The organism is Paraburkholderia xenovorans LB400 (genome assembly GCF_000013645.1).
Lineage (GTDB): Bacteria > Pseudomonadota > Gammaproteobacteria > Burkholderiales > Burkholderiaceae > Paraburkholderia > Paraburkholderia xenovorans.
Map to the genome: position 1 here is coordinate 4,814,303 of NC_007951.1, position 22,848 is coordinate 4,837,150.

The 22,848-nt window shown below is 61.9% G+C and carries 19 protein-coding genes; 3 read left to right on the forward strand and 16 right to left on the reverse strand.

The genetic code is table 11. The features are described 5' to 3' along the window. Positions 1-15: 15 nt before the first annotated feature. The 15 genes from BXE_RS21715 to BXE_RS21785 all read right to left on the reverse strand — a co-directional run bounded on the left by BXE_RS21715 (position 16) and on the right by BXE_RS21785 (position 19,260). A complete protein-coding gene (locus BXE_RS21715) occupies positions 16-807 on the reverse strand; it encodes a ParA family protein (RefSeq protein ID WP_011490296.1) in 792 nt (263 codons plus the stop codon). 84 nt (positions 808-891) lie between these two features. Next, positions 892-1,575, reverse strand: a complete 684-nt coding sequence (gene rsmG / locus BXE_RS21720) for a 16S rRNA (guanine(527)-N(7))-methyltransferase RsmG (protein WP_011490297.1) — start codon at positions 1,573-1,575, stop codon at positions 892-894. After that, positions 1,572-3,530 (reverse strand): tRNA uridine-5-carboxymethylaminomethyl(34) synthesis enzyme MnmG, encoded by a 1,959-nt coding sequence (mnmG, locus tag BXE_RS21725; protein ID WP_011490298.1) that lies wholly within the window; start codon positions 3,528-3,530, stop codon positions 1,572-1,574. Before mnmG ends, rsmG begins: the two co-directional genes overlap by 4 nt. 173 nt (positions 3,531-3,703) lie before the next feature. Beyond that, positions 3,704-4,456 (reverse strand): ABC transporter ATP-binding protein, encoded by a 753-nt coding sequence (locus BXE_RS21730; protein ID WP_171910996.1) that lies wholly within the window; start codon positions 4,454-4,456, stop codon positions 3,704-3,706. Positions 4,457-4,467: 11 nt separating this feature from the next. Then, a complete protein-coding gene (locus tag BXE_RS21735; RefSeq protein ID WP_011490300.1) occupies positions 4,468-6,252 on the reverse strand; it encodes a branched-chain amino acid ABC transporter ATP-binding protein/permease in 1,785 nt (594 codons plus the stop codon). A gap of 4 nt (positions 6,253-6,256) precedes the next feature. Then, a complete protein-coding gene (locus BXE_RS21740) occupies positions 6,257-7,312 on the reverse strand; it encodes a branched-chain amino acid ABC transporter permease (protein WP_011490301.1) in 1,056 nt (351 codons plus the stop codon). A gap of 205 nt (positions 7,313-7,517) precedes the next feature. Continuing rightward, positions 7,518-8,678 carry an ABC transporter substrate-binding protein gene (locus tag BXE_RS21745; RefSeq protein ID WP_011490302.1) on the reverse strand — a complete coding sequence of 387 codons (1,161 nt, stop codon included), beginning with the start codon at positions 8,676-8,678 and terminating at the stop codon, positions 7,518-7,520. 367 nt (positions 8,679-9,045) lie between these two features. Beyond that, complete coding sequence (locus BXE_RS21750; protein ID WP_011490303.1) at positions 9,046-10,212, reverse strand: ABC transporter substrate-binding protein; 1,167 nt, start codon at positions 10,210-10,212, stop codon at positions 9,046-9,048. 532 nt (positions 10,213-10,744) lie between these two features. Further along, positions 10,745-11,716 carry a branched-chain amino acid ABC transporter permease gene (locus BXE_RS21755; protein WP_011490305.1) on the reverse strand — a complete coding sequence of 324 codons (972 nt, stop codon included), beginning with the start codon at positions 11,714-11,716 and terminating at the stop codon, positions 10,745-10,747. After that, on the reverse strand, positions 11,716-12,600 hold the full coding sequence (locus BXE_RS21760) for a branched-chain amino acid ABC transporter permease (RefSeq protein ID WP_011490306.1): 885 nt from the start codon (positions 12,598-12,600) through the stop codon (positions 11,716-11,718). The genes BXE_RS21755 and BXE_RS21760 overlap by 1 nt, the downstream gene beginning before the upstream one ends. 187 nt (positions 12,601-12,787) lie before the next feature. Further along, positions 12,788-14,002: an ABC transporter substrate-binding protein gene (locus BXE_RS21765; protein WP_011490307.1), complete on the reverse strand. Its 1,215-nt coding sequence runs from the start codon at positions 14,000-14,002 to the stop codon at positions 12,788-12,790. Between the two features lie 53 nt (positions 14,003-14,055). After that, positions 14,056-14,814, reverse strand: coding sequence for an ABC transporter ATP-binding protein (locus tag BXE_RS21770; protein ID WP_011490308.1), 759 nt, complete (start codon positions 14,812-14,814; stop codon positions 14,056-14,058). Continuing rightward, the gene (locus BXE_RS21775) at positions 14,811-15,590 is read right to left on the reverse strand and encodes an ABC transporter ATP-binding protein (protein WP_038457148.1); all 780 of its coding nucleotides are present in this window, start codon (positions 15,588-15,590) and stop codon (positions 14,811-14,813) included. The genes BXE_RS21770 and BXE_RS21775 overlap by 4 nt, the downstream gene beginning before the upstream one ends. Before the next feature lie 288 nt (positions 15,591-15,878). Beyond that, positions 15,879-17,594 carry a GMC family oxidoreductase gene (locus tag BXE_RS21780; RefSeq protein WP_011490310.1) on the reverse strand — a complete coding sequence of 572 codons (1,716 nt, stop codon included), beginning with the start codon at positions 17,592-17,594 and terminating at the stop codon, positions 15,879-15,881. Between the two features lie 127 nt (positions 17,595-17,721). Beyond that, on the reverse strand, positions 17,722-19,260 hold the full coding sequence (locus tag BXE_RS21785; RefSeq protein ID WP_011490311.1) for a CoA-acylating methylmalonate-semialdehyde dehydrogenase: 1,539 nt from the start codon (positions 19,258-19,260) through the stop codon (positions 17,722-17,724). 143 nt (positions 19,261-19,403) lie between these two features. Here BXE_RS21785 and BXE_RS21790 point away from each other — a divergent pair, with 143 nt between their 5' ends. Both BXE_RS21790 and BXE_RS21795 read left to right on the forward strand, forming a co-directional pair. Continuing rightward, positions 19,404-20,303 carry a LysR family transcriptional regulator gene (locus BXE_RS21790; RefSeq protein ID WP_011490312.1) on the forward strand — a complete coding sequence of 300 codons (900 nt, stop codon included), beginning with the start codon at positions 19,404-19,406 and terminating at the stop codon, positions 20,301-20,303. A 350-nt stretch (positions 20,304-20,653) separates the two neighbouring features. Continuing rightward, complete coding sequence (locus BXE_RS21795; protein WP_011490313.1) at positions 20,654-21,190, forward strand: class IV adenylate cyclase; 537 nt, start codon at positions 20,654-20,656, stop codon at positions 21,188-21,190. Positions 21,191-21,257: 67 nt separating this feature from the next. Here BXE_RS21795 and BXE_RS21800 read toward each other — a convergent pair whose 3' ends face one another. Further along, positions 21,258-21,749, reverse strand: coding sequence for an Lrp/AsnC family transcriptional regulator (locus BXE_RS21800; RefSeq protein ID WP_007180054.1), 492 nt, complete (start codon positions 21,747-21,749; stop codon positions 21,258-21,260). 149 nt (positions 21,750-21,898) lie between these two features. On the opposite strand from BXE_RS21800, the gene phhA reads away from it, so the two are divergent. After that, positions 21,899-22,789, forward strand: coding sequence for a phenylalanine 4-monooxygenase (phhA, locus tag BXE_RS21805; protein WP_038457144.1), 891 nt, complete (start codon positions 21,899-21,901; stop codon positions 22,787-22,789). The last annotated feature ends 59 nt before the right edge of the window (positions 22,790-22,848 follow it).

Sequence of the window (22,848 nt, forward strand, 5' to 3'; positions counted from 1 at the left end):
GCTTCCTCGATCCGCTTAGGATGCCTGGGGCGCGTCATTCAATGCGCGCACCCGCTCAATCATTTCCGCGCCGAACTGCACGTATGCCTGCGCGCCGCGTGACGCCCTGTCGAATACCACGCCCGGCAAACCATAGCTGGGCGCCTCGGCAAGACGTACGTTACGCGGAATCACGACGTCGAACACCTTGTCGCCAAAATGCTCTTTCAGTTGATCCGAGACTTGCTGTTGCAACGTAATGCGCGGATCGAACATCACGCGCAGCAGGCCGATTACTTTCAGATCCCGATTCAGGTTGGCGTGCACCTGTTTGATCGTATTGACCAGGTCCGACAGACCTTCTAGCGCGAAGTACTCGCACTGCATCGGAATCACAACGCCGTGTGCAGCGCACAGGCCATTGAGCGTCAGCAGCGACAAAGCCGGCGGACAGTCGATCAGCACAAAATCGTATTCGTTTTCGACTGCCGAGAGCGCGACCTTCAATTGACGCTCGCGGTTCTGCACGCTGACCAGTTCGACCTCGGCGCCCGCGAGTTCGCGGTTCGCCGGCAGCACGTCATAACCGACGGCCTCCGGCCGCACTCGCGCATCGGCCACCGCGACGCCGTCCACCAGCACTTCGTAGACGGTGTTGGTGCACGCAGCCTTATCGATCCCACTGCCCATCGTGGCGTTGCCCTGCGGGTCCAGATCGATGAGAAGGACTCGCTGTCCCTGCGCTGCCAGGCTCGCGGCCAGATTGACTGCGGTCGTCGTCTTGCCGACGCCGCCCTTCTGGTTCGCAACGCAGAAGATTTTTGCCATCGTTGGTGTGTCCCTTTTGCTGCCTGGATGAAGTGAAAATCGTGTGTGATACCGGATGCGGCTGTGAGCAGTCTGCGCCAGGCGCTAGCCGCCGGCATCCACCACAACCTTGATCAGGTGCCGTTCTGCGTCGAGCGACGGCACATTCAGTCGAATGACCTGTTCCACGTGGGCGCCCGCCGGTAAACGCTCGATCTCGCCGTCTGGGCGTACGCCTTTCATGGCCCAGATCGCACCCTGCTCCGCAACCAGATGACGGGCCAGTGTAACGAAATCGGCGAGTTCTGCGAATGCACGCGAGACAATTACGTCGAACTTCGCCGGTACTTCGGCGCCCGGCTGCAAACTCTCGACCCGACCGGTTACCACCGAGAGATTCGCGAGCCCTAGCTCGGCCTTTCCCTGAGCCTGAAAGGCTGTCTTTTTATGAACGATGTCGTTCACGGTAACGGTCCATTCGGGCAGAACAATCGCCAGCACGATGCCCGGCAGACCACCGCCGGAACCGACGTCGAGTACCGAGGACGGCCCAAGCGGCGCGAGATGCGGCACGATCGAAAGCGAATCCAGAATGTGTTGAATCAGCATCTGCCGTGGATCGCGAATTGCCGTCAGGTTGTAGACGGCATTCCACTTCGCCAGCAACGCAACGTAGTCAAGCAGCTTGCCGAGTTGCGCATCGCTCAGGGCGAGGCCGAGTTCGCGAACACCGTCCGCCAGCAGTGGCTCCAACGCCTCCCTGCCGCTTCCCTTCTGGCTTACCGTCATTGCGTCACCGGCGCGCTGTCGGTGCCCGACTCGGCGGGCTTCGTCGGGCGACGACCCAAGCCGCGCTTCAGATGGACCATCAGCAAGGAAATGGCCGCCGGCGTAATACCCGAAATACGCGACGCCTGGCCGATGGTTTCGGGGCGAAACTGCGTCAATTTTTGCCGTGCTTCGAACGAGAGCCCTCTGACTTCCGCGTAATCCAGCCCTTCGGGCAGACGCGTACTTTCGTGCGCCTCATTTCGCTCGATTTCACCCGCCTGGCGGTCGATGTAGCCCTGATATTTGATGCCAATCTCGATCTGTTCCTTGATCTGCGCGAGCAGCACGTCGTCTTCGGCCAAGGTTTCAGGCGCGGCGCACGCGCCGGCACGCAACGCGCAAACGCCGTCGTACGACACACCCGGGCGGCGCAGCAGATCCGCCAGACTATATTCGTGATCGATTGGCTTGCCGAGCAGCGCTGTGGCCTCGTCGGCGGATAACGTCTTAGGATTGACCCATGTCGTGCGAAGCCGCTCTGTTTCACGTGAAACAGCGTCGCGCTTACGGCTGAAGGCATCCCAGCGAACGTCGTCGACCACACCCAACTCACGGCCAATCTCGGTGAGACGCATATCCGCATTGTCTTCGCGCAGACTCAGACGATATTCGGCACGGCTCGTGAACATCCGATACGGTTCAGACACGCCGCGCGTCACCAAATCGTCGACCAAGACGCCAAGGTAAGCCTGATCGCGGCGCGGGCACCATGCTTCCTTGCCCTGCACATACAGGCCCGCGTTGATGCCGGCCAGCAGACCCTGCGCTGCTGCCTCTTCATAGCCGGTCGTGCCGTTGATCTGGCCGGCAAAAAAGAGCCCACTGATAACCTTGGTTTCGAGCGAAGCCTTCAACCCACGCGGATCGAAGTAGTCGTATTCGATCGCATAGCCCGGTCTCAGGATGTGCGCATGCTCCAAACCTCGCATCGAGCGGACCAGTTCCAGTTGAACGTCGAACGGCAGACTCGTGGAGATTCCATTCGGATAGAACTCGTTCGTGGTCAGCCCTTCTGGCTCGAGGAAGATCTGATGTGACTCCTTTGAAGCGAATCGGTGAATCTTGTCCTCGATCGATGGGCAATAGCGTGGCCCCACCCCCTCGATCACCCCGGTGTACATAGGCGAACGGTCCAGTCCGCCACGGATGATGTCGTGCGTCCGCGCGTTCGTGTGCGTAACCCAGCACGGCACCTGCCGCGGATGCTGCTCGACGCGCCCGAGGAACGAGAACACCGGCACCGGATCCAGATCGCCCGGCTGCTCTTCGAGTTGCGAAAAATCGATCGTGCGGCCATCGATACGCGGCGGCGTCCCCGTCTTGAGACGGCCTTGCGGCAACTTCAATTCCTTCAGACGCGCCGACAACGAAACCGCCGCCGGATCACCGGCGCGGCCGCCGGTATAGTTGTTCAACCCCACGTGAATTTTGCCGTCGAGGAACGTGCCTGCCGTCAAAACCACGGCGCGCCCGCGGAAACGAATTCCCACCTGCGTCACAGCGCCGACGACGCGGTCGCCCTCCACCATCAGATCGTCAACCGCTTGCTGGAACAGCCACAGGTTTGGCTGATTTTCGAGCCGGTGCCGGATAGCCTGCTTGTACAGCAGACGGTCAGCCTGAGCGCGCGTTGCACGTACAGCCGGGCCTTTCGACGAATTCAGGATGCGGAACTGGATGCCGCCCTCGTCCGTCGCGGCCGCCATTGCGCCGCCGAGCGCGTCGACTTCCTTGACCAGATGGCCTTTGCCAATGCCGCCAATCGACGGATTGCAGCTCATCTGGCCGAGGGTTTCGATGTTGTGGGTCAGCAGGAGCGTCGTATTGCCCATGCGAGCTGAAGCCAACGCGGCTTCCGTGCCGGCATGACCGCCGCCGACGACGATTACGTCAAATTCTGTGGGAAAGAGCATCGCGGATCTCACGCCAGGTCATCGCGTGAGCCTTTCAAAGGAAATGTATGGGCGAATTATAACGGGTTCGGTTTAGGCCCGAATTTCGTCCGAATGGCCAACCCATAAAAAAACGGTGTGTTTCACGTGAAACACACCGCTTGAACAACGGAAATCAGCGAGACGGGCGAACGTTATGCCACTTTTTTCGCCAAGCCGAGATACGTTTCGATCACGCGCGGATTCTGCGCCAGTTCCGCTGCCGGGCCTTCCAGCGCCAGTTCGCCGGTTTCCAACACGTAGCCATAATCGGAGATCTGGAGCGCGGCCCGCGCGTTCTGCTCGATCAGCAACGTGGCCACGCCGGTCTGCCGCAGCGCGCTAATGATGTGGAAGATTTCTTTCACGATCAACGGCGCAAGACCGAGACTCGGCTCGTCCAGCATCAGCAGATCCGGCTTGCCCATCAATGCCCGACCCACCGCGAGCATCTGGCGCTCGCCACCGGATAACGTTCCGGCGGCCTGCTTGCGGCGCTCCTTCAAGCGGGGGAACAACGTGAAAACCGGCTCGAGCTGGTCGAGAAAGTTGCGCTCCCCTGCCCGCTTGCGCCGATATGCACCGAGAACGAGGTTGTCCTCGACCGTCATCGACGCAAACAGCTCCCGTTTTTCCGGCACCAGACACATGCCGCGCGCAACACGCTTTTCGACCGGCACAGCGCTGACATCTTCGCCCTGATACAAAACAGCGCCCTTCGCGTGGCCCGTGGTCGGCAACGCACCCATGATCGCGTTCAACAGCGTGGACTTGCCTGCGCCGTTCGGGCCGATCACCGAAACGATCTGCCCCGCCCGCACCTTGATCGCCGCGCCGTGCAGCGCCTCGACCTTGCCATAGCGGACCGACAGACCGTCCACGTCGAGAATCGGACCAGCAGCATTCATCGTGTTCTCCATCACTCCACCCCACCGAGATAAGCTTCCAGCACAGCCGGGTCCTGCTGTACGTCTTGCGGCAGACCTTCTGCAATCCGGGTCCCGAACTCCATAACCACCAGCCGATCAGTGAGGTTCATCACGAAATCCATATCGTGCTCCACCAGCAGCACACTCATGCCTTCCGCCTTCAGGCGACGCAACAGGTCGGCAAGCTGAAGCTTTTCCTGATAGCGCAGGCCGGCGGCCGGCTCATCCAGCAACAAAAGCGTCGGGTCACAGCACAGCGCGCGAGCAATTTCCAGAATTCGCTGCTGCCCCAAGGCGAGACTGCCGGCTTCGTCGTACATATGCTGCTCGAGGCCGACGCGGCGAATCTGACGAGCCGCTTCAGCCATCAAGCGCGCTTCTTCCGCGCCGTTCAGGCGCACCACACTGCGCCAAACGCCAGCCTGACCGCGCAGATGCGCGCCGATCGCGACATTCTCGAGCACCGTCATGCCCGGCAGCAGCTTGACGTGCTGGAAGGTGCGGCCGATTCCGCGCTTGACGATTTCACGTGAAGTCAGCGAATCGATGCGTTCGCCCCGGAATGTGATCTCGCCGCTAGTCGCTTGCAACACGCCCGTGACCAGATTGAAGGTCGTCGACTTGCCGGCGCCGTTCGGCCCGATCAGACCGATGATCTGCCCGGCCTTCACCTCGAAGCTGACGTCGTTCACTGCAACCAGACCGCCGAACTGCTTGCGCGCCTTGTTCACGGTGAGCAGGTTTTCGCCAGCCGTCGGCTTGCTGCGCTGCGGCAACGGTTCGGCATGATCGGCAAGATGGGCGCGCGGACCCTTCGGGAAAAACCGCGCCACGAACGGCCATACGCCCTGACGAGCGTACTGCAGCAGCAGCACCATCAGGACGCCGAACACGATCACTTCGAAATTGCCGTTCTCACCGAGCAGCTTGGGCAGCAACGTTTGCAGATAGTCCTGCAGAACCGTCAGAATCGCCGCACCGAGCACCGCGCCCCAGACGTGCGATACCCCGCCCACCACGGCCATGAACAGAAACTCGATGCCGTGATTCAGTCCGAACGGCGTCGGGTTCACCGCGCGTTGCAGGTGCGCGTACAGAAAGCCCGAGATCGAAGCCAGCACGGCCGCGTAGACAAAGATCACCACCCGCATCCACGCGGTATTCACACCCATCGCTTCGGCCATCATGCCGCCGCCGCGCAGCGCGCGGATCGCCCGCCCCGGCCGGCTATTAAGCAGATTCTGAACAGAAATCACCGCGCCGAGCACGACCACCCAGATCAGGTAATAGATATGGCGGCCGGACTCCAGGTTGATGCCAAAAACATTCAGCACCGGGATTCCGTTGATGCCGTCGTATTTGCCGAGCATTTCCAGATTGCCGAACAGGTAGAACAGCGCGAGCCCCCAGGCGATCGTACCGAGCGGCAGAAAGTGCCCGGACAGACGCATCGTCACCAGCCCGAGCATCAACGCGATCAACGCCGTCACCACCACGCCCACGATCAGCGCGAACCACGGCGAGATGCCGTATTGCGTGGTCAGATATGCGGTCGCATAAGCGCCGATGCCGACAAACGCGGCCTGGCCGAAGCTCGTCATGCCGCCGATGCCGGTCAGGAGCACCAGCCCGATCGCCACGATCGAATACAGGCCGATGTAGTTGAGCAGCGTCACCCAGTACTCAGGCACGTGAATCGGTTGCGGCAACACCGGCAGCGCGAACAGCACCACGAGGAACAACCAGAAGAACTTGTTTTGCATGATCCTTTTCATCGCATCACTCCTCGTCCTCTTCGGTGTGCGGGCTGGCAAGACTGCGCCAGAGCAGCACCGGGATGATCAGCGTGAATACGATCACTTCCTTGTAAGCGCTCGCCCAGAACGACGAATACGATTCCAGCAGGCCCACCAGGATCGAGCCCGCGGCCGCCAGCGGATAGCTGACGAGGCCGCCGATAATGGCCCCCACGAAGCCCTTCAAACCGATCAGGAAGCCCGAGTCGTAGTAGATGGTGGTCAAGGGTGCGACGAGGATCCCGCACAGCGCACCGAGGCCCGCAGCCAGCGTGAACGCGAGGCGCCCCGCTTGCGTCGTGCCGATGCCGACGAGCCGCGCGCCGAGCCGGTTCACCGACGTCGCGCGCAATGCCTTGCCGGAGATCGAGCGGTCGAAATACAGGTAAAGCGCGCCGATCAGCACGACCGCTGTGCCGACGACCCACAAGCTCTGCCCGGAGATCGACAGGCTGCCGAGGTTGAAGGTCGCGTCGGAAAACGCGGTGGTGCGCGAACCTTCGGCACCGAACATGACGAGACCCAAGCCGACCATTGCGAAGTGCACTGCCACCGCCACGATCAGCAGCAGCAGCGTGGTTGCCTCCGCGATCGGTTCATAAGCAAGCCGGTACACATACGGCCCCATCGGAATCACGATCAGCAGCGTCAACGCGATCTGCGCGATCATCGGCAGCGGCTGCATGAAAACGCCCTGTGTGAGCGCGTAGACCGCGATTGGAAACAGCAGGTATTTGCCGACCAGCATGACCAGCGTGCGAGCCGCATGCCGGCGCCGCTCGGGATGCCGCACCAGCCCCGCTATCTCGACGACGAAACAGGCTGCGCCCATCGCCATCAGCAACCAGCAGGTGGCCGGAAATTTCTGTGTCTGCAGTGCGGCGAGCGTCAGCGCGCCGTACGAAACAAACTCCCCCTGCGGGATGAAGATCACCCGCGTCACGGAGAACACCAGCACCAGCGCGAGCGCGAGCAGCGCATAGATCGCGCCGGTGGTGATGCCGTCCTGCGCGAGGATCGCCGCAATTGATAGATCCATACTTCCTCGTCCTGAAGCGTCGAAATCGAAACCGGGAAACAGTCGGAACGGCAGAACCAGCGGCCGTCCATCGACCCGCAATATCAGAAAAGGCGACCGCCGCGCCGGAACACGGCGCGGCGGTCGATGCCATTGTCATCGAACAGAATGGCAATGCGGCGTCACATGCCGCACGTTGCGCGAGAGGCGCGTACCGCTTTTGTATTTAGTCGTTCTGCAGCTTCCACTTGCCGTCGACGATCTGCACGATCACGCGTGCGCGCTTGTCGAGGCCGTTGTGGTCGGTCGGCGTGGTATTCATGATGCCGTGCGAGACCGGCAGCTCCTTGATGTTCTCAAGTGCGCCGCGCAGTGCCACGCGAAATGCTTCGGTACCCGGCTGCGCCGTCTTCAGCGCGACGGGAATCGCCGCTTGCAGCATCTGGCCGGCATCCCACGCGTGGCCGCCGAACGTCGCCACCGAGCCTGCGCCATACGCTTTCTCATACGCCGCCTTATAGGCCTCCGACGACTTCTTCACCGGATTCGATGCCTGCAACTGGTCCGCCACGAGGATCGGACCGGCCGGCAGGAATTCGCCTTCGCAGTCCTTGCCGCACACGCGCAGGAAGTCGTTATTGGCGACGCCGTGCGTCTGGTAGACCTTGCCCTTGTAGCCGCGCTCCTTGAGCGTCTTGGCCGGCAGAGCCGACGGCGTGCCCGCGCCCGCGATCAGCACGGCGTCGGGATTGGCGCCCATCGTCTTCAACACCTGACCCGTCACCGACGCGTCGGTGCGGTTAAAGCGCTCGTTGGAGACGATCTTCAGGTTGTGCGCGGCGGCCGCGGCGGTGAAGACGTTGTTCCAGCCGTCCCCGTACGCATCCGCGAAGCCGATGAAGCCCACCGTCTTCACGCCGTGATGCTCCATATAGTCGGCGATAGCGTCCGCCATCAGGCTGTCGTTTTGCGGCGGTTTGAAGGCCCATGCGCGCTTCGCGTCCATCGGCGAAATGATCGCCGCCGACGCCGCCAGCGAGATCACCGGCGTCTTGCCTTCGGCAGCGGCGTCGAGCATGGCGAGCGAATTCGGCGTAACGGTCGAACCGATGATCGCGTCGACGTGATCTTCGTCGATCAGCTTGCGCGTGTTTTGCACGGCTTTGCCGGTGTCCGATGCGTCGTCGAGAATGATGTACTGCACGGTCTTGCCGCCGATCTCTTTCGGCAGCAGCGCAATCGTGTTCTTTTCAGGAATCCCGAGCGATGCAGCCGGCCCCGTCGTGGAAAGCGTGACGCCGATTTTCACCTGCGCGAATGCCGCGCCCGCGCCGCACATCAACGCCACGGCAATGCCGGTGCGTACCCATTGCTTTGTCTTTTTCATTGCAAGTCTCCGAACGCTTTGAAGCGCGTATCTGTAATCGGCTCACGGGCCGGGTGTCTGAATCTAGTTATAGGGTTCTGGCGTGCCAAGCATGGTTTTCCCTGCTCAGCGCGAATGCCTTTGCTGCCTGGGTGCCACCTTCCTGCTGCTTACTACGACTGCAAACTGCTGCGATATCCTGCAAACAAAACACTAATATGTTAGTAGTATTGCGTTCCGCGCGATCGACGGTCAATAGACCGCCACCCAAATGCGGGTTTGTCCTGAAGCCGCGGAACCACACTTCTTCACGCGATGCGGACAATAAAAAAGACGCGTCAACTGCACGCGTCTTTTTTAATGGGGATCCGTATCGCTTCGCCTTCGCTCAGTCGCCGGACAACTTCCACTTGCCGCCGACAATCTCCACCATGACGCGCGCCCGCTGGTCGAGACCGGAATGGTCGTTCGCGCTCATGTTGAAGATGCCGTGCGACGCGGGCATGTCTTTGGTGTTTTCCAGCGCTGCACGCAGCGCCTCGCGGAACGCGGGCGTGCCCGGCTGGCCCTTCTTCAGCGCCAGCGGAATCGCGCGTTGCAGCAGCAGGCCCGCGTCCCACGCATGCCCGCCGAAGGTCGACACCGAGCCGACACCGTAAGCGGTTTCATACGCACGCTTATAGGCGAGCGCGCTCTTTTTCACCGGACTCGAATCGGGCAGTTGATCGGCAACGAGCAGCGGGCCGGCCGGCAGATAAGTCCCTTCGCAATCCTTGCCGCACACGCGCAGGAAATCGTTATTGGCGACGCCGTGCGTCTGATAGTACTTGCCCTTGTAGCCGCGCTCCTTGAGCGTTTTCTGCGGCAGCGCAGCCGGTGTGCCCGCGCCCGCGATCAGCACCGCATCCGGATTCCGCGACATGACTTTCAGCACCTGGCCGGTCACCGACGCGTCGTTACGCGCGAAGCGTTCGTTCGCGACGATCCTGATCTTCGCGAGGTCCGCGGCCTTGCTGAATTCCTTGAACCAGCTCTCGCCGTAAGCGTCCGAGAAGCCGATAAAGGCGACCGTTTTCACGCCGTGATTCGACATATGCTGCGCGATCGCGGTGGCCATGAGAATGTCGTTCTGCGGCGTCTTGAAGACCCACGCGCGCTTCGCATCCATCGGTTCGACGATGCTCGCCGCAGCGGCCATCGAGATCATGGGCGTGGTGGTTTCGGCGGCGACATCGATCATGGCCAGCGAGTTCGGCACCACGGTCGAGCCGATCAGCGCATCCACGTGATCTTCGCTGGTGAGCTTGCGCGTGTTCTTGACGGCCTGAGTCGAGTCGGTGGCGTCGTCGAGCATGATGTACTCGATTTTCTGGCCTGCCACTTCTTTAGGCAGCAGCGCAATCGTGTTCTTTTCCGGTATACCGAGCGACGCGGCAGGACCCGTTGCCGACACGGTCACGCCGATTTTCACGTCCGCGAAAGCATGGCTGCTCCATGCCGCGGTGACTCCAGTGGCGACCAGTGCCGCGCTGATCCAACGCAATGCCGACTTCATTCCGCTCCTCTGTCTACCCCGTTATTTCATTCGAATCTAAATCCACGGATTTAAATCCCGACCCAGTGGTCGGCGAATGGGGAGTTTAGCGGACGGAAGCCACGCGCTGCAAGCGTTTTGCAGGGTTTTGCGGTGCGACATAGCGACCGCTTCGGCGAATAAAAAAGGGCCACCGAATTAGCCCGGAAATTCGAATGGCGAATAACCGGAAGCGCAAATAAAAAGCGCTGTTGGATATCAATCCAACAGCGCTTTCGTCTGGGCACTGAGTGCCTCATTGTCTCCTCGTTCTCCACCTGCAAAATTCGTGGTGCATCAGAACTGCATGAAGATTAAATGAGCACCCGCTCTACTACAACTAGCAATTACCCTAGTGGTGCACTGCGGCACTCAATTGGGGCACGTTTGCGCGGACCTGGTCCAGCCTGCCGGGGCGCCTCGGCGAAGCCGCACGACGCCGCGCTCCGGCCTCACCGCATCAAGGCCGCCACACTATATCGGACGCCGAAGCAATTGCATATTTCACGGCGCGTCAGGCCCGCAACGGCCGCACTCGCGCGACGATCTCGCCGACAATGCCGCGCCTGAACGCCAGCACGCACGCAATGAAGATGATGCCGGTCACGATGGTCACCGATTCCCCCAGCGAGCGGAACCACTCCACGCCCGTCGACGACGCGAGCGCCGCGCCGAAATCGCCCAGCCGGTCCTCGAGCGCGACGATCAACGCCGCGCCGAGCAACGGTCCGAACAGCGTGCCCATGCCGCCGACGAGCGTCATCAGGATCACGAGGCCCGACATGGTCCAGTACGCGTCGCTCAATGTTTCGAACCCTTGCACCAGCACCTTGAGCGACCCCGCGAGACCCGCGATTCCCGCCGACAGAATGAAGGCGAGCAGCTTGAAGCGATCCGTATCGTAGCCGAGCGACACCGCCCGCGGTTCGTTCTCCTTGATCGCCACCAGCACCTGTCCGAACGGCGAATGCACGATCCGCACGATCAGCAGGAAAGCCAGCACCATCACGGCGAGCACGACGAAGTACAACGCCACGTCGGACGAGAGATCCAGCACGCCGAACAGCTTGCCGCGCGGCACGCCTTGCAGACCGTCCTCTCCATGCGTGAACGGCGCCTGCAGGAATACGAAGTAGACCATTTGCGCGAGCGCCAGCGTGACCATCGCAAAGTAGATGCCCTGGCGGCGAATCGCGAAGATGCCCACAATCAGCCCGAGCAAGGTGGCCGCCGCCGTGCCGGCGAGCACGCCGAGCTCCGGCGAGAAGCCGAGCGTCTGCATCGCGTAGCCCGTGACATAGCCCGCCGAGGCGAGAAACATGGCGTGGCCGAACGACAGCAATCCGGTATAGCCGATCAGCAGATTGAACGCCGCCGCGAACAACGCGAAGCACATCACCTTCATCACGAAGAGCGGATAGATGCCGAGCACGGGCACCGCGAGAAGCACGATCAGCAGCAGACCGTAGAGCACTTTTCTCTGCATCATTTTTCCTTGCCGAAGAGACCCGCCGGGCGCACCAGCAACACGAGCGCCATGATCACGAAGACGACGGTCGCCGACGCTTCCGGGTAAAACACGCGCGTCAGCCCCTCGATCACGCCGAGCATCAAGCCGGTGAGAATCGAGCCCATGATCGACCCCATGCCGCCGATCACGACCACCGCGAACACGGTGATGATCATCGGCTGCCCCATCAGCGGCGAGACCTGGATCACCGGAGCGGCGAGCACACCGGCAAATGCCGCCAGCGCGACGCCGAAGCCGTATGTGAGCGTGATCATCAGCGGCACGTTGATGCCGAACGCTTCGACCAGCTTCGGGTTTTCCGTGCCGGCGCGCAGATATGCGCCAAGACGCGTCTTCTCGATCACGAACCACGTCGCGAAGCACACCACCAGCGAGGCCACCACGACCCACGCGCGATAGTTCGGCAGGAACATGAAGCCGAGATTGGTCGCGCCCGAAAGCGCCGACGGCACGTCGTACGGCTGGCCAGAGGAACCGTAGATGGAACGGAACACGCCCTCCACCACCAGCGTGAGTCCGAAGGTCAGCAACAGGCCATACAGATGGTCGAGCTTGTAGAGCCAGCGCAGCATCGAGCGTTCGATCGCCATGCCGAACAGCCCCACGATCAACGGCGCCAGCACGAGCATCACCCAGTACGGCAAGCCGAAATACGACAGCCCCATCCACGCGAGCATCGCGCCGAGCATGAACAACGCACCGTGCGCAAAGTTGATCACATTGAGCAAGCCGAAGATCACCGCCAGCCCGAGACTCAGAATTGCGTAGAACGAGCCGTTCACGAGCCCCAGCAACAGCTGGCTGAGCATCGCCGGTAGCGGAACGCCAAAGATTTCCATTGAAGCCTTAACCCATCGCCAAGGTGAGATCGGTCACGCACGATCCGGCCGGCGCGCGATCAGCGGCAGCGACGCCAATCGCGCGCGGCATGTGAACCGGTTTGCCGTCGACCTGTGTACCAACGCGACACTACGTATCGCACGCCAGTAGCAGCAGACAGACGGCCGTCTGGTTACCAACCAGCGCTTATTTCCACAACGCGCAGCGCGTTTCCGCCTTGGTCGTGAACGCCTGCTCGCCAGGGATAGTCGCGGTGATCTTGTAGTAGTCCCACGGCTCCCTGGATTCGGCCGGCGTCTTCACCTGCATCAGGTACATGTCGTGGATCATGCTGCCGTCCTGACGGATGTAGCCCTTCGCGTAGAAGTCGTCGATCTTCGTCTTCTTCAGTTGCGCCATCACCTTGTCGGAGTCGGTCGAACCCACCGCCTTCACCGCGTTCAGATAGGTCATGGTCGCCGAATAGTCGGCCGCCTGCAGGCTCGACGGCATCTTCTTCATCTTGTCGAAGTAGCGCTCCGCCCACTTGCGAGTCGTGGCGTCCTTGTTCCAGTACCAGCTGTCCGTCAGCACGAGACCCTGGGTGGTTTCGAGGCCCAGGCTGTGGATGTCGTCGATGAACACCAGCAGCGCGGCGAGCTTCATCGTCTTGGTGATGCCGAATTCCTTGGCCGCCTTGATCGAGTTGATCGTGTCGCCGCCCGCGTTCGCGAGGCCCAGAATCTGCGCCTTCGAGGCCTGCGCCTGCAACAGGAACGAAGAGAAGTCCGACGCCGACAGCGGATGGCGCACCGCGCCGAGCACCTGGCCGCCGTTCGCCTTCACCACGTCCGCCGTGTTCTTCTCGAGCGCCTTGCCGAACGCGTAGTCGGCCGTGAGGAAGTACCAGGTCTTGCCGCCCTGCTTCGTCACCGCCGAGCCCGTGCCCTTGGCCAGCGCCGTGGTGTCGTACGCATAGTGGACCGTGTACGGCGTGCATTGCTCGTTAGTGAGCGTGTCGGCGCCCGCGCCGATGCTGATATACACCTTCTTCTTTTCGCCGGCCACGGTGTTCATCGACAAACCCGTTGCCGAGTTCGTGCCGCCGATCAGCATATCCACCCCGTCGCGATCGAACCACTCGCGTGCGCGCGAGGCCGCGATGTCCGCCTTGTTCTGGTGATCGGCGTAGACCACGGTGATCGGCTTGCCGTTGACCTTGCCGCCAAAGTCCGCCACTGCCATGCGGATCGCTTCGAGGCCGCCCTGGCCGTCGATATCCGCATACAGACCCGACATGTCGGTGATGAAACCGATCTTCACCGAGTCGTCAGCCGCTTGCGCGCTGCCCATCGTCAAGGCGGCGCCGGCGGCGACCGCGAAACAAAGTGTGGCAAGCCGCGCGAGGGGGTTCTTTTTCATTCCTGTCTCCTGGTTTCTTCGCTTGTGGTTATCAGAGGCATTCGGGCGGTTTTTTATACGCCCAAAAGATCGTGCAGGATCGGCATCTTGGTTTCGAGCTCACTCGCCCCGAAGTGCTCGACAATTGCGCCGTGCTCCATCACGTAGAAGCGATCGGCAAGCGGCGCGGCAAAGCGAAAATTCTGCTCGACCATCACCACGGTATAGCCGCGCGCCTTGAGCGTCATGATCATGCGTGCCAACGCCTGAACGATGACAGGCGCGAGCCCTTCCGAGATTTCGTCGAGCAGCAGCAGGCTCGCGCCGGTGCGCAGAATCCGCGCCACCGCGAGCATCTGCTGTTCGCCGCCCGAGAGCCGCGTACCCTGGCTCATGCGGCGTTCATGCAGATTCGGAAACATCGAATAGATTTCTTCGAGCGACATCATGTGCGCCTTGTCCCCGACGGGCGGCGGCAACAGCAGATTTTCCTCGCATGAGAGGCTCGAAAAAATACCGCGCTCTTCCGGACAGTAACCAATGCCGCAATGCGCGATGCGATGCGTGGGCAGATTGACGGTTTCGCGCCCGCCAATGCGGATCGAGCCGGTGCGCCGTCCGGTCAGGCCCATGATGGCGCGCAGCGTGGTGGTCCGCCCCGCGCCGTTGCGGCCCAGCAGCGTGACGACTTCGCCGCGGTTCACCGTCAGATCGACGCCATGCAGAATGTGGGATTCGCCGTACCACGCCTGCAATCCCTTGATGTCCAGCGCGGCAGCGGCGCCGTCCGTACCGCTCACTTCGAGGCTTTCACGCTCGGCAATCGTATTCATGCGTGGGCTCCGGCGAGCGCCGCGTCGGCGCTGCCCATATAGGCTTGCATCACGAGCGGATTCTTCGACACTTCGGCGTAACTGCCTTCGGCGAGCACTTCGCCTCGTTGCAGCACGGTAATCGTGTCGGAAATGCCGGCGATCACATTCATGTTGTGCTCGACCATCAGGATGGTGCGGCCGCTCGATACTTTCTTGATCAGCGCCGTCACGCGATCGACGTCTTCATGGCCCATGCCTTGCGTCGGCTCGTCGAGCAGCATGAGTTCCGGCTCCATCGCGAGCGTCGTGGCAATTTCCAGCGCGCGCTTGCGGCCGTAGGAAAGCTCGACCGTCAATACATCGGCGAAATCGGTCAAACCGACCTGCGTGAGCAGATCCATTGCGCGATCATCGAGCTGGCGCAGCGTGCGCTCGCTTTTCCAGAAATGGAATGCCGTGCCCAGTTGCCGCTGCAGGCCGATGCGCACATTCTGCAATGCCGTCAGATGCGGAAAGACAGCGGAAATCTGGAATGAGCGGATGATGCCGCGCCGTGCGATCTGCGCCGGCCGCTCGCTCGTGATGTCGATACCGTTGAAAACGATCTGACCCGCAGTGGGTTCCAGAAATTTGGTGAGCAGATTGAAGCAGGTAGTCTTGCCCGCCCCATTAGGGCCGATCAGCGCATGGATCGAGCCACGGCGCACGCGCAGGTTCACACCGTTCACGGCGATAAAGCCTTTGAACTCACGGGTGAGGCCGCGCGTTTCGAGAATCGTATCGCCGAGAATCATGTTCCCTTCCATACGGAGTAAGGCGAAGCATTACGATCTTCCGCGCGAACCACCGCGCGACTTTTTTATGACGGCGGCACCCCGTGCGCGCTCGTTGGCGTGCTGCACCAATCCGGACGGTAATCCTTGGGGCAGCACGCAGCATGGCTGCCATTGTCGCGCCAATGATGCAGCGCATTCATTGGGATTTGCACTTAGTGGATGATGCCCGTCCCGAACGCGGCCGCGCGCACGAGATGCCCGCCGCGCAGGGCGGGCGAGTATCTCATGCGAGTCGCATGTCAGCTGTCACACTGCGAATGCTGAAGGCGCCGGGCTGGTTTGCGCCACGGAACTGGCGGCCACGCGCGCACGGCGATCCTCGCGGATCATGTCGCTGGCGCGCTCCGCGATCATCAGCGTGGGCGAATTGGTATTGCCCGAGGTGATGGTCGGCATGACGGATGCATCGACCACGCGCAGTCCGTCAACACCGATAACCCGTAGCCGGTTGTCGACCACCGCGCCGGGGTCGTCGGTCGTGCCCATGCGGCAGGTGCCGACCGGATGGAAGATGGTCGTGCCGACCGCGCCGGCAGCCTGCTGCAACTCCTCTTCCGTCTGGTACTGAGTGCCGGGCAAAATCTCTTGCGGACGATAGCGTGCAAGCGCCGGCGCCGCGGCAATGCGCCGCGTGAGACGCAGTGCGTTGGCGGCGACGTGCCGGTCGTAATCGGTGGAGAGATAGTTCGGCGCGATCAACGGCGGCGCTGAAGCATTGGCCGATTCGATGTGAATGCTGCCGCGCGAAGTGGGCCGCAACTGGCACACCGACGCGGTGAACGCATTGAACCGATGCAGCGGTTCGCCGAAGCGATCGAGCGAGAGCGGCTGGACGTGATATTCGAGGTCGGGCCGCGTGAGCGAGCGATCGTTCGGATCGGACCTGGCAAACGCACCAAGTTGCGACGGCGACATCGACATGGGGCCGCTTTGGAACAGCGCGTACTGCAGGCCGATCATCAGCTTGCCCCACCAATGCGCGGACGCGGTGTTGAGCGTGCGTACGCCGTCGACCTTATAAGCCATCCGCAATTGCAAATGGTCTTGTAGATTCTCTCCGACGCCACGCAGATCGTTGACGACCTCGATGCCCAGGTTCTGCAGACGCGCGCCATTGCCGATGCCGGACAATTCGAGCAATTGCGGCGAGTTGACGGCCCCCGAGCTCAGGATCACTTCGCAGCGAGCCTTGGCCAGATAGTCCGTGTCGTTGCCGCGATATTCGACGCCCGTGCAACGGCGTCCTTCGAAGACGACGCGCTGCGTGTGCGCGCCGGTGATGACCGTGAGATTCGGACGCTTGAGTGCGGGACGCAAGAATGCCTTCGACGCGTTCCAGCGAATGCCGCGTTTCTGATTGACGTCGAAGTAGCCGACGCCGGTGTTGTCGCCACGGTTGAAGTCGTCGGTTGCGGGAATGCCGGCCTCTTGCGCCGCACGCGAAAACTCTTCGAGAATTTTCCATTTCAACCGCTGTTTCTCGACGCGCCAAGGGCCGCCCGCGCCATGAGATTCGCTCGCGCCGGCGTAATGATCTTCGCTACGCCTGAAGACGGGCAGCACTGAGTTCCAGGACCAGGATGAGTCGTTGGTGACTCGCGCCCATTCATCGTAGTCTTCGCGCTGACCACGCATGTAGATCATGCCGTTGATGGACGAACTGCCGCCCAATACGCGTCCGCGTGGATACGAAAGCGCGCGGCCATTGAGCCCGGCTTCGGCCTGGGTTTTGTAAAGCCAGTCCGTGCGCGGATTGCCGATGCAATAGAGGTAGCCGACCGGCACGTGAATCCAGTGGTAATCGTCCTTGCCGCCGGCTTCGAGCAGCAACACCTGCACGTCCGGATCTTCGCTCAGGCGATTGGCCAGCACACATCCCGCCGTCCCCGCGCCCACGATGATGTAGTCGAACTCGCCTTCGAGCCGCCGGGCAGTCTCGGGCGTGGTGTCGGTATAGCTCATTGTTCAGTCTCCTAAGCTTTTTTCGCCGATGGGTTACATGGTCGCCATGCAGCCACGGCGCTGGGCTTTGATTGTGTTTTCTGCCTTCTTTGCGCGCGTTCGTCGTCTGTTGCGCTGCTGCGTCACACTACCTGGCCACCGGCATAGTGAACTCGGCGCCCTTGGCGATGCTGTCGGGCCAGCGCTGCATGATGCTCTTGTAGCGGGTGTAGAACCGCACGCCCTCTTCGCCATACGCGTGATGGTCGCCGAAGAGGGACTTCTTCCAGCCGCCAAACGAATGCCACGCCATCGGCACGGGAATCGGTACGTTGATGCCTACCATGCCGATCTGGATCTGCCGCGAGAATGCGCGAGCGACGCCGCCATCGGACGTAAATAGCGACACGCCGTTGGCAAACTCATTCGCGTTGATGAGCTCCACCGCCGAAGCAAAATCCGGCACGCGTACGACACAGAGCACGGGCCCGAAAATCTCTTCGCGATAAATCTTCATGTCGGTCGAGACATTGTCGAACAAGGTGCCGCCGAGAAAGAAACCCTTCTCGTGACCGCTGACCTGATGTCCTCGCCCATCGACAACCAGCGTCGCGCCCGCCGCGACGCCGGAATCGATATAGCCCACCACTTTCTCACGATGCACCGCCGTGACCAACGGCCCCATCTCGGCGTCCGACTCCATGCCGTTGAGAATCTTCAGGCTCTTCACGCGCGGTGTGAGCCGCTCGACCAGTTCATCGGCGATATGCCCGACGGCGACGGCCACCGAAATCGCCATGCAACGTTCGCCCGCGGAGCCGTAGGCCGCGCCGATCAACGCGTCTACCGCCTGATCGAGATTCGCGTCGGGCATCACCACCAGATGATTCTTCGCACCGCCCAAAGCCTGCACACGCTTGCCGTGCTTCGTGCCTTCCGTGTAGATATATTCGGCGATCGGCGTCGAACCGACGAACGACAACGCGCTGACGTCCGGATGCACGAGCAGCGCATCGACCGCGACCTTGTCGCCATGCACGACGTTGAAAACGCCATCCGGCAAGCCGGCCTCCTTCAACAATTCGGCAAGCCGGTTCGAACAGGACGGATCACGCTCCGACGGCTTCAGCACGAATGTATTGCCGCACGCAATCGCGACCGGGAACATCCAGCACGGCACCATCATCGGAAAATTGAACGGCGTAATGCCGGCCACCACGCCGAGCGGCTGACGCAGGTTCCAGTTGTCGATGCCGCCGCCGATCTGATCGGTGAAGTCGGTCTTCAGCAGATTCGGAATGCCGCATGCGAATTCGACGATTTCGATGCCGCGCATCACTTCGCCCTTCGCGTCCGAAAACACCTTGCCGTGCTCACGCGTGATCAGTTCCGCGAGTTCGTCGTGGTGTCGATCGAGCAGTTCCTTGAACCTGAACAGAACGCGCGCCCGCTTGATCGGCGCGGTTTCGCTCCATGCGGCAAACGCGTCTTTGGCAGCAGCGACGGCCGCATCCACTTCCGCGACGCTCGCGAGCGGCACGCGTGCGCTTACGCTGCCTTGCGCAGGATTGAAGACGTCGCCGAAGCGGCCGCTCGTGCCTTCGACAGTCTTGCCGTTGATGAAATGGGTCAGCGCGCTTGCGCTCTTCGTGCTGCGCACGGCTTCGTCCTGATATGTCTCGCTCATGTTGTCCTCTTTCCTGAGAAGTCTTCCGCCCCTGCGCCCACGGCTCGATCAAGGCGTGCTGAAGGTGAAGCGTACGGCGCTTCGGGTCGACAAATCCAATGAGTAATGCTCAACTGCGTCATAAGGCGCGCTAATATCAGGGCATGGATCTCACTCTGCTCCGGGCGTTCGTCACCGTGGCACGCGAGGGCAACCTCACGCGTGCCGCCGTGCAGCTTCACCTGACCCAACCCGCCGTCAGCCTGCAAATCAAGCATTTGCAGGAGACGCTCGGCGTGACCCTGTTCACGCGGACTTCGCACGGGCTCTCGCTCACGCGCGACGGCCAGGCGCTGCTGCCGCATGCCGAACGCGCGCTCGGCGCGGCGAGCGACGTGCAGCGGGCCGCACAATCGCTGCGCCACGAAGTGCGCGGACGATTGCGGATCGGCACGATCCTCGACCCGGCGTTTCTGCGCCTCGGCGGTTTTCTGAAGCAACTGGTGGAAACCTGGCCGCGCATCGAAACGGCTTTGCGTCACGGCATGTCGGGCTGGGTGCTGGACCAGGTTCGCGCGGGTGAACTGGATGTCGGCTACTACATCGGCCTTCCGTCCGAAGACGAACCGCGCGAGGGCCCCGCTTTTCATGCCGTCACGCTCACTCAGTTCCAGTACCGCGTGCTGGCGCCGGCGGGCTGGAAAGACCGCGTCAAAGGCGCGCGCGACTGGCGTGCGCTCGCCGCCCTGCCGTGGATCTGGACGCCGCCCGCGTCGGCGCATCACCGCTTGTTGTCGCGCTGCTTCGACGAGGCCGGGGTCAAGCCCATCAAGGTGGCGGAAGTGGATCAGGAGCCGTCGATGCTCGACCTGGTCAAATCCGGCGTGGGTCTCACGCTCGCACGCGACGCCACCGCGATCGCCGAAGCGCATGCGCACGCGCTGACTATCGTCGAAGGCGTGACGGTGCCGACCCAGCTCAGCTTCATCACGCTCGCGCAGCGCAAGGAGGAACCGGCGATTGCGGCGGCGCTGAAGTTGATCGAGCAGCAATGGGCGACTTGAGCGGCACGCGAACGGTTGCCGGGTGAAGCTCGACATGCCGTCGGCGTTAAAGAGCGCCAGGCGAGCGATATGAGCCATCCTCATAATGTCTGCAAACTACTGCGATCCTCCTGGTGGTCGCCTTGCGCAGCGCCTTCGCTGGCTCCCGTCGATCAGCACGATCGCTCACCGCGTCCATCTGCCCCGCATCTGAAACCACACCGTCACGCAGTTTTTGTTAGATTGAGGGTTCGCGCTCACGCGCCGGCTCCGCATCGTTTTCCATTCCGCCTGACTTTGTCCTTCCCGGCAGCTTCGCCCCGGCAACACCGGAAGCCGCCGACCACGCCATCCTTCGACAGGAGCCTGACATGGCACGCAACATTGAAATCAAAGCCCGCGCCCAGCATTTCGAGCAACTGCGCGAACGCGCGGCGCAGCTCGCGCCGGACGCGCCGCTAATCTTCCGCCAGCAGGACTTTTTCTACGACGTGCCGCGCGGCCGCCTGAAGCTGCGCCAGTTCGACGACGGCACGCCGGCCGAGCTGATCTTCTACCAGCGCGACGACCGCGACGGCCCGAAAGCGTCCTATTACACGCGCAGCCCGGTGACCAACCCGGAAGCCATGCACGCGCTGCTTGCCACCGCGCTGACCACGCGCGGCATCGTCACCAAGGAGCGGCATGTGTATCTGACCGGGCGCACGCGAATCCATCTGGACCGGGTGGATGGTCTCGGCGACTTCGTCGAACTCGAAGTCGTGCTTGCCCAGGACGACGACGAAGAAGACGGCCACGCCGAAGCGCATGCCATGTTCGCCACGCTCGGCGTACCGGAATCGGATCTGGTGGCGGTGGCCTATGTTGATCTGCTGAGTCCCGATAGCGAGCCGAAACAGGTGGCGTAGGACCTGGGCGCGGTGCGTCGCGTGGCGAACTCCGCGCGGGCGGCGCTGCCCTCATGCCGCCGCTGCATCAAGCGGCGGCTGTGCCCGGCGACAAGTGGCCAAGCGGCAGCGGCCCGTTGCGCTTGAAGGTGGTGAGCACGATATTCGAACGCACGCTATCCACGCCCGGCACACGCATCAGCTTCTTCATCACGAACGTCGACAGATAATTCAGATCGGGCGCGACGATGCGCAGCAGATAGTCGGCGTCGCCCACCACGGCATGACATTCGAGCACTTCTGGCAGCACGTCGATCTGTTGCTGGAATTGCTCGATGATCGAATCGCCGTGGTGCTTCAATTTCAGACTGGTGAACGCAGTCACGCCGAGCCCGAGCTTTTCCGGCCGCAACACGACGCGATAGCCGTCCACCACGCCCATCTGTTCGAGACGCTGCAAGCGCCGTCCAATCTGCGACGGCGACAGCGGGACCTGCTCGGCCAGTTGCTGATGGGTTGCCCGGCCGAAGCGCTGAAGCACCTCCAGCAGTGCAAGATCGAAGTGATCCAGTTCTAACATGTCGAATTTCCGCATTGAATAGCCATTTGATGCACGATTATTGCATAATCATGCGCTCAAACGCCGTCTTTGCGTCCTTTCCGCATACGCGACGCTCTACACTTGCATCACCGATTCACACTTGCCGTCATCGTAGAGCGCGCATCATCATGCCCACCGCCAATACCGCCAGACTGAAAGAGCAATTCGACGCCGGACTCGAAACCCGCGCCGATTTCACCATCGACCAACCAACCGAACGCTACGGCACGGTCGACCACGCGGTATGGCAGCAGCTCTATGCGCGCCAGACAGCGCTGCTCAAAGGGCGCGTCTGTGACGAGTTTCTCGCGGGAGTCGAACGCATCGGCATGCCGGCCGACCGCGTGCCCTCCTTCGACGAGATCAATGCGAAGCTCACGCCCGCCACCGGCTGGCAGATAGTCGCCGTGCCCGGACTCGTGCCGGACCAGGTGTTCTTCGAGCATCTGGCGAATCGCCGCTTTCCCGTCACATGGTGGATGCGCCGGCCGGATCAACTCGATTACTTGCAGGAGCCGGATTGTTTTCATGATCTGTTCGGCCACGTGCCGCTGCTGATCAACCCGGTTTTCGCCGACTACATGCACGCGTATGGCCGCGCCGCGCTCGCCGCCAACGACGCCGGTGCGCTGCCGCTGCTCGCGCGGCTCTACTGGTACACCGTGGAGTTCGGCCTGATCCGCGACGCGGCGAGTCCGAACGGCGTGAAGATCTATGGCGCGGGAATCGTGTCGAGCAAGGGCGAAACGCTCTACAGCCAGCAAAGCGCCGCGCCGAACCGCCTTGGCTTCGACCTCGAACGCGTGATGCGCACGCGCTACCGTATCGATACGTTCCAGAAGACTTACTTCGTGATCGACGACTTCGCGCAGTTGTTCAACGTGACGCAAACCGATTTCACGCCGCTGCTGGCAAGGCTGGCAGCCGAACCCGCATTCGCGGCCGGCGACGTCCTCGAACACGATCGCGTGATGACACGCGGCTCGCGCGAAGGCTGGCTGGCAGACGGCGATATCTGACGGGCGCGCCGGGCAGGCCCGCAGCGGGCGGGCTGCATCCGTGAAAAAATAGCGGACGG